This is a genomic window from Actinocatenispora comari (genome assembly GCF_017312725.1).
GTDB classification, from domain to species: Bacteria; Actinomycetota; Actinomycetes; order Mycobacteriales; family Micromonosporaceae; genus Actinocatenispora; species Actinocatenispora comari.
This window is the reverse complement of sequence record NZ_BOPO01000110.1, coordinates 70,241-76,452: the sequence shown is the minus strand read 5'-3', so window position 1 is coordinate 76,452 and position 6,212 is coordinate 70,241. Positions and strand designations below refer to the sequence as shown.

Below are 6,212 nucleotides of genomic sequence, written 5' to 3'. Positions count from 1 at the left end.
GTGGTGGCCCGCTTCGCCGTGGTGGCCCGCTTCGCCGTGGTGGCCCGCTTCGCGGGCGTGGCGCGCTTCGCCGTGCTGGCGCGCTTGGTCGTGGTCCGCTTCGCGGCGGTCTTGCGGGCCGGCGCGGTACGGGTGCCGGCGGCGCGCTTGGTCGCCGTGTTGCGAGCGGTTCCGGTACGCGCGGTGGCCGTCTTGCGGCTCGCGCTCGCGGCCCGGGTACCGGTGGACTTTCGGGCACCGCTGCGGGCGGTGCTTCGTGTCGTTGTCGCCATGTTCCCGTCTCCCCCCTGGTGAACCTCCGCACTGCATCGGCGAAACTGCCGGGGCGAAGGTCCGTGACGAGTTGCCTATTCGGCTTGGTGACCGTGTTGAGTTGTCGTTATGTTCGCCGGGCGGCAGGGCATCGGGACCTCGTTGAGACGCGTGCTGTCACGATGCGCCGACGCGCGGCCGATCAGTCTGCCTCGCCGCGCCAGCGAGCGTCTTCGGCGTCCCATTCGTCGTTACGCTCGTGCACCTGTTGCAGCGCATCGGCAGCCGCCTGCCGGGTCTCGAACGGCCCGAGCAGGAAACGCGCCGGGCACTTCGTCGCGTCGTCCTCGACGCGCTGGTGCCGCAGGCACCAGTAGAAGCGCGGCTCGTCGTCGCTCATGAGCGTTCCTCCCGCGTCGGAACAGTCGTGCGACGCCAGGTCGCACGATGCCCATGATTCGCTCGCTGAGGCTCGCTCATGCGTCCACTGTGCACCTTGTTTTCGTAGCGCGCCACCTGTTCGCGACATTCGCGAACCGATGCCGGATCGCCGGCCGGTACGATTCCTTGCCGCGAAACGGCATTCGCCGGCGTCGATGTGGCCGGCGTTGTTGCGAAATCCGCGGTGCGCCGTGGACTCCGTAACGGGGTCAACCCAATGCATTGCCGAGTTCGGTGGCGAGCCGGCGCAGCTGCGGGGTGAAGCGGGTGATCGCGGTGTCACTGATGCGGCCGAGCGGACCGGACACCGAGATCGCCATCCGGTCCGCGCCCGTCGGCAGGGCCACCGCGAAACAGCGCACTCCGGCCTCCTGTTCCTCGTCGTCGACCGCGTAGCCACGCCGCCGCACCAGGTGCAGCTGGGCCAGCAGCTGGTCCGGGTCGGTGAGCGTGGCGGGCGTGTACGCGGGCATGCCGGTACGGGCGAGCAGCGCGCGCACCGATGCCTCGGGCAGTCGGGCGAGCAGCGCCTTGCCGACGGCGGTCGCGTGCGGCAGTACCCGCCGGCCGGGTTCGGTGAACATCCGCATCTGGTGCCGGCCGGCCGCCTGGGTCAGGTAGACCATCTCGTCGCCGTCGAGCATGGCGAGGTTGGTGGTCTCGCCGGTGAGGTCGCGCAGTTCGGTCAGCCACGGCTGTGCCCAGCCGCCGAGCAGCCGGGTGGCGCGTTCGCCGAGGACCACCAGGCGCGGGCCCAGCGTGTACCGGCGGGAGGGTTCCTGGCGCACGTACCCGAAGCGGACCAGGCTGGCGATGAGCCGGTGCGCGGTGGGGGCGGCGAGCCCGGTGGCGGCGGCGAGTTCGGACAGGGTGCACGGGCCGTCGGCGGCGCCGATCGCGTCGAGCAGCTGCAGGGTGCGGTCGACCGACTGCGCGCCGGCGCGACCCGCGCCGCCGCGCGCCGTCCTGGACGGCTCGCCGCCGCGGCTGTCCGCCGACGGTTCGTCACCGCGGGCCGCATCTGCCGGCGGTGCGGCGTCGGAGGCCGGATCCTGGGTGTCGTACGAGGTCATCGGCGTGGTCCTTCCGGTTGCCCGGCCGCCGCCGGTTCGGTACGTTGACCAGCAGTATTCCATATCAAGGAATCCAATTCCACATGACGAAATGCGAGGTCGCCATGACGACGCTGACGACGCCCGACGGGGTGGCGGTCACCGGCCCCGTCCTCGACCGGTACGAGCAGGTGCTCAGTCCCGCGGCGCTGGCGCTGGTGGCCGACCTGCACCGGCGCTTCGACGGGCGCCGGCGCGAGCTGCTCGCGGCCCGCGTCGAGCAGCAGCAGCGGCTGCACGCCGGGGGCACGCTGGAGTTCCCCGCCGAGGCGGCGCGGGTGCGCGGCGGCGACTGGCAGGTCGCGCCGCCCGCGCCGGGGCTGATCGACCGGCGGGTGGAGATCACCGGGCCGACCGACGCCAAGATGACCATCAACGCGCTCAACTCCGGCGCGAAGGTGTGGCTGGCCGACTTCGAGGACGCGAACACGCCGCTGTGGGAGAACATGGTCGCCGGCCAGCTCAACCTGCGCGACGCGCTCACCGGGACGTTGAGCTTCACCGCGCCGAACGGCAAGCGGTACGAGCTGGGCGAGCAGCAGCCGACGATCGTGGTGCGCCCGCGCGGCTGGCACCTGCCGGAGAAGCACGTCACGGTGGACGGCGAGCGGGTCTCCGGCAGCCTGTTCGACTTCGCGCTCTACCTGGTCAACTGCGGCCGGCTGCAGCTCGACCGCGGCCTCGGGCCGTACTACTACCTGCCGAAGATGGAGAGCCACCTCGAGGCGCGGCTGTGGAACGACGTGTTCACGCACGCCGAGACGACCCTCGGGCTGCCCACCGGGACGATCCGGGCCACCGTGCTGATCGAGACCATCCCGGCCGCGTTCTGCATGGAGGAGATCCTGTACGAGCTGCGCGAGCACTCGGCGGGCCTCAACGCCGGCCGGTGGGACTACCTGTTCAGCATCATCAAGAAGTTCCGCAGCCGGGGTGCCGCGTTCCTGCTGCCGGACCGCAACGCGGTGACGATGACCGCCCCGTTCATGCGCGCCTACACCGAGCTGCTGGTCCGCACCTGCCACAAGCGGGGGGCGCACGCGATCGGCGGGATGGCCGCGTTCATCCCGAGCCGGCGCGACCCCGCGGTCAACGAGACCGCGCTGGCGAAGGTGCGCGACGACAAGACCCGGGAGGCCGGGGACGGGTTCGACGGCTCCTGGGTGGCCCACCCCGACCTGGTACCGGTCTGCCGCGAGGTGTTCGACGGCGTGCTGGGCGAGGCGCCGAACCAGCTCGGCCGTACCCGCGACGAGGTGTCGGTGACCCCGGAGCAGCTGCTGAACGTGGCGGCGACGCCGGGCGACAAGACGCTCGACGGGCTGCGCAGCGCGGTCGGCGTCGGCCTGCGGTACCTCGCCGCCTGGTTGCGCGGCTCCGGCGCGGTGGGCATCGACAACCTGATGGAGGACGCGGCGACCGCGGAGATCTCCCGTTCCCAGGTGTGGCAGTGGCTGCACAACGACGTGACGCTGGCCGGCGGCGAGAAGGTCACCCGTGCGCTGGTCGAGCAGATCGTGGCCGAGCAGCTCGACGGGATCCGCGCCGGCTACGGCGAGGCGTACGACGCGGCCGCGTTCGACGCCGCCCGTGAACTGTTCGTCGAGGTGGCGCTCGCCGACGAGTTCGTCGACTTCCTCACCCTGCCCGCGTACGAGCGGATGCCCTGACGCGAGCGGCCCGTCCCGCCGACCCAGCGGGTACGGCGGGACGGGCCCCCGGCAGTGCCGATCGGTACGGTGATCAGCGCCGGTGGAACAGGCGGGTGATCAGCGCCGGTGGAACAGGCGGGTGATCCTGGTCCGCAGCACGATGCCGGCCGCGATCAGCGCCGCCGCCACGCCGGCGAGCACGCCCAGCGGGGCACCGGTCACCGGCAGCGAGCTGCCGGCCTCGCTCGGCGACGCCGACGGCGTGCCGGCCCCGGCACCACCCTGCGACGGGCTCGCGCTGGGCCCGCCGGAGCTGGGCGTACCGCTCGGCGCCGGGCCGTTGCTGCTCGGCGCGGTGCTGGGCGAGGTACCGGTGCTCGGCGAGGTACCGCCGCCCGGGGTGCTGGGCGACGGGGACGGCGAGGAGCAGTCGACCCAGAACACCTTGTGCTTCGCCTCGCCGTGCTCACCGGCGAAGTTCCAGTACAGCTTGTAGTGACCGTCCGGCAACCGGAGGTCGTCGGTGTGGCCGGTACCGTCGGCGAGCGTGATGGTGCCGGTCTGCACGTCCTTGTCGTGCCCGGTCGGCGCGTGCTGGTCGATGTGCCAGCTGACCGACTGCGCGGTGTCGAACCCGAACGCGTCCAGGTAGAACACGCACACGTGCGGCTGGTTGCGGTGGTCGTCGACGGGGGTGCCGGCGGCATGGATCTTCACCGTGCCGTTGTCACCCGGCGCGGTGGCGAACGCCGCCGCGGGTGCGCCGGCGGCGAGCGCCGCCGCCGACACGGCGAGTACCGCGCGCGGTACCCAGCGGATTTTGCGAGTCATCAGCCCTCTCGCTGTGGAGTCGGCAGGCGTTCCCCAGGTGACGCCCGAAGGGGGGTAAGGTCCGGAACCCGGAACGTTGCCGCGCAGGCGCGGCGCGATCATCCTCGCCAGCCGCGGCACGGCTGGTCAAGCTCGCGAGCTCGATGCGCGTGCGGTTCGTCCCGATCGTTACCTGTTCCGCGGGACCGAGCTCGCGGTGGCGGTAGGGTCGGCGGCATGAGCGGACCTCGGGTAGCCGTCGTGACCGGTGCGGCGCAAGGGATCGGCCGGCAGATCGCCGAGCAACTGGCCAGCGAGGGCTACGCGTTGGCGCTGACCGACCTGCGCGAGCCGACCGACACCCTCGCCGCGGTGCTCCGGCACGGGGTGGAGGCCATCGCGATCACCGGCGACATCGCCGACGAGCAGTCGGTGGCACGGCTCGCCGACGAGGTCGCCGACCGGTACGGGCGGGTCGACGTGCTGGTCAACAACGCCGGCATCTCGCTGCTGGAGCCGGCCGAGACGACCAGCGTCGAGCAGTGGCGCCGGGTGCTCGCGGTGAACCTGACCGGCCCCTTCCTGACCTGCCAGGCGTTCGGCCGGCGGATGCTCGCCGCCGGTGCCGGCGCGATCGTCAACATCGCCTCCATCGCCGGGCTGCACGCGGTGTCCGACCGCGCCGCGTACAACACGTCCAAGCACGGGCTGGTGGGGCTGACCCGTACCCTCGCCGCGGAGTGGGGCGGCCGGGGCGTGCGGGTCAACGCGGTCTGCCCGGGCTGGGTGAAGACCGAGATGGACGTCGCCGACCAGGCCTCCGGCGGCTACACCGACGACGACATCGAGCAGCGGGTACCGATGGGTCGGTTCGCCGCGCCCGGCGACATCGCGACCGCGGTGGCGTTCCTCGCCGACCCGGAGCGGTCCGGGTTCGTCAACGGGGTCGCGCTGCCGGTCGACGGCGGCTGGACCGCCGACGCCAGCTGGACCAGCCTGCGGCTGCGCAAGCGCTGAGACCGTCCACAGTGGATCCGACGCGGCATCGCTTGCGGCTCGACCGGATCAGCGGCTGAGCGCGAATCCCTCGGCGGCGAGGAAGGCGCGCACCCGGTCCTCCAGCTCGGTCGGCCAGCCGACGCCGGTCGCGGCCGCGATCGCGCGGGCCTCGCGCAGGAACACCGTCATCGCCGCCTCCCGGGCCCGCTCGACCGATTCGGGCTCCGCGGTCGGCTGTGGCAGCACCGCCAGCAGGTCACGCTGCGCCGGGGTGAGCTTCGCGCTCCACTGCTTCGGACCCATGCCCGGCATCGGCTGGTTCGCCTCGACGCACAGCTCGTACAGGTAGAGCTGGACCTGCTGCACGCCGACCTGGCCGAGCAGCCAGTCGCGCCGCACGGACACGGTGGGCCAGTTCGCCTGCTGGCGCAGCACCTCCTCGATGATCCAGCCGATCCGCTCGGGGTCCGGGCCCGGATCGTCGGGCGCCGGCACGAGCGCGTCCAACCCGTCCTTGTCCAGTACGGCGACGCGCCGGCGCAGCGTGTGCCCGGTGTCCGGGACCGCCGACACCCGGGTGGAGATCACGTCGAGCCGGGCGCAGTCGGCGGTGAGGCAGTAGCAGCTGCCCGGCGCGATCGGCCGCGCCACCAGCGTCGGGGTGATCGCGGCGAGCCAGTCGCGCCACTGCGCGGCGAACGCGTCGAAGTCCTCGTCGCGTACCGCGACGGACAGGTCGAGGTCCGACCCCGCGTCGGCGGCGCCGCGCCCGCACGCGCCGTGCAGCCACACCGCGCGCACCCGGTCGTCGGCGGCGAACACCTCGATCGCCGCGTCGTACAGCGGGAGGTACCGGTCCGGCAGGCCGGCCAGCGCGGACGGTCGCGTGGTCATGCCGCCATCGTGCTCCGTCGCGGAGCGTCACCCGGGCCGCCCCGGTGTCACC

The 6,212-nt window shown here is 72.6% G+C and carries 7 protein-coding genes; 3 read left to right on the top strand and 4 right to left on the bottom strand.

Going from position 1 to position 6,212, the window contains the following annotated elements; translation table 11 throughout:
• A partial coding sequence (locus NUM_RS26315; protein WP_207127614.1) for a hypothetical protein occupies window positions 1-294 on the top strand: 294 nt, incomplete at its 5' end.
• A gap of 160 nt (window positions 295-454) precedes the next feature.
• Here the strand turns inward: NUM_RS26315 and NUM_RS26310 are convergent.
• A complete protein-coding gene (locus tag NUM_RS26310) occupies window positions 455-652 on the bottom strand; it encodes a hypothetical protein (RefSeq protein WP_207127613.1) in 198 nt (65 codons plus the stop codon).
• Between the two features lie 250 nt (window positions 653-902).
• Window positions 903-1,766, bottom strand: a complete 864-nt coding sequence (locus NUM_RS26305; protein WP_207127612.1) for an IclR family transcriptional regulator — start codon at window positions 1,764-1,766, stop codon at window positions 903-905.
• Window positions 1,767-1,870: 104 nt separating this feature from the next.
• On the opposite strand from NUM_RS26305, the gene aceB reads away from it, so the two are divergent.
• The gene (gene aceB / locus NUM_RS26300; RefSeq protein ID WP_207127611.1) at window positions 1,871-3,475 is read left to right on the top strand and encodes a malate synthase A; all 1,605 of its coding nucleotides are present in this window, start codon (window positions 1,871-1,873) and stop codon (window positions 3,473-3,475) included.
• Window positions 3,476-3,574: 99 nt separating this feature from the next.
• On the opposite strand, the gene NUM_RS26295 is transcribed toward aceB, so the two are convergent.
• A complete protein-coding gene (locus tag NUM_RS26295; RefSeq protein WP_207127610.1) occupies window positions 3,575-4,288 on the bottom strand; it encodes a hypothetical protein in 714 nt (237 codons plus the stop codon).
• A 216-nt stretch (window positions 4,289-4,504) separates the two neighbouring features.
• Between NUM_RS26295 and NUM_RS26290 the strand changes: the two genes are divergently transcribed.
• A complete protein-coding gene (locus NUM_RS26290; protein WP_207127609.1) occupies window positions 4,505-5,284 on the top strand; it encodes an SDR family NAD(P)-dependent oxidoreductase in 780 nt (259 codons plus the stop codon).
• A gap of 48 nt (window positions 5,285-5,332) precedes the next feature.
• Here the strand turns inward: NUM_RS26290 and NUM_RS26285 are convergent, their stop codons facing one another.
• Entirely contained in the window at window positions 5,333-6,160 is an 828-nt protein-coding gene (locus NUM_RS26285) for a nucleotidyltransferase domain-containing protein (RefSeq protein WP_207127608.1), read from the bottom strand.
• Window positions 6,161-6,212 lie beyond the last annotated feature (52 nt).

What these genes read in the sequence shown, in the direction of transcription:
- NUM_RS26310 (WP_207127613.1), bottom strand. Translation starts at nt 652, where the DNA reads ATGAGCGACGACGAGCCGCGCTTCTACTGGTGCCTGCGGCACCAGCGC.
- NUM_RS26305 (WP_207127612.1), bottom strand. Translation starts at nt 1,766, where the DNA reads ATGACCTCGTACGACACCCAGGATCCGGCCTCCGACGCCGCACCGCCG.
- aceB (WP_207127611.1), top strand. Translation starts at nt 1,871, where the DNA reads ATGACGACGCTGACGACGCCCGACGGGGTGGCGGTCACCGGCCCCGTC.
- NUM_RS26295 (WP_207127610.1), bottom strand. Translation starts at nt 4,288, where the DNA reads ATGACTCGCAAAATCCGCTGGGTACCGCGCGCGGTACTCGCCGTGTCG.
- NUM_RS26290 (WP_207127609.1), top strand. Translation starts at nt 4,505, where the DNA reads ATGAGCGGACCTCGGGTAGCCGTCGTGACCGGTGCGGCGCAAGGGATC.
- NUM_RS26285 (WP_207127608.1), bottom strand. Translation starts at nt 6,160, where the DNA reads ATGACCACGCGACCGTCCGCGCTGGCCGGCCTGCCGGACCGGTACCTC.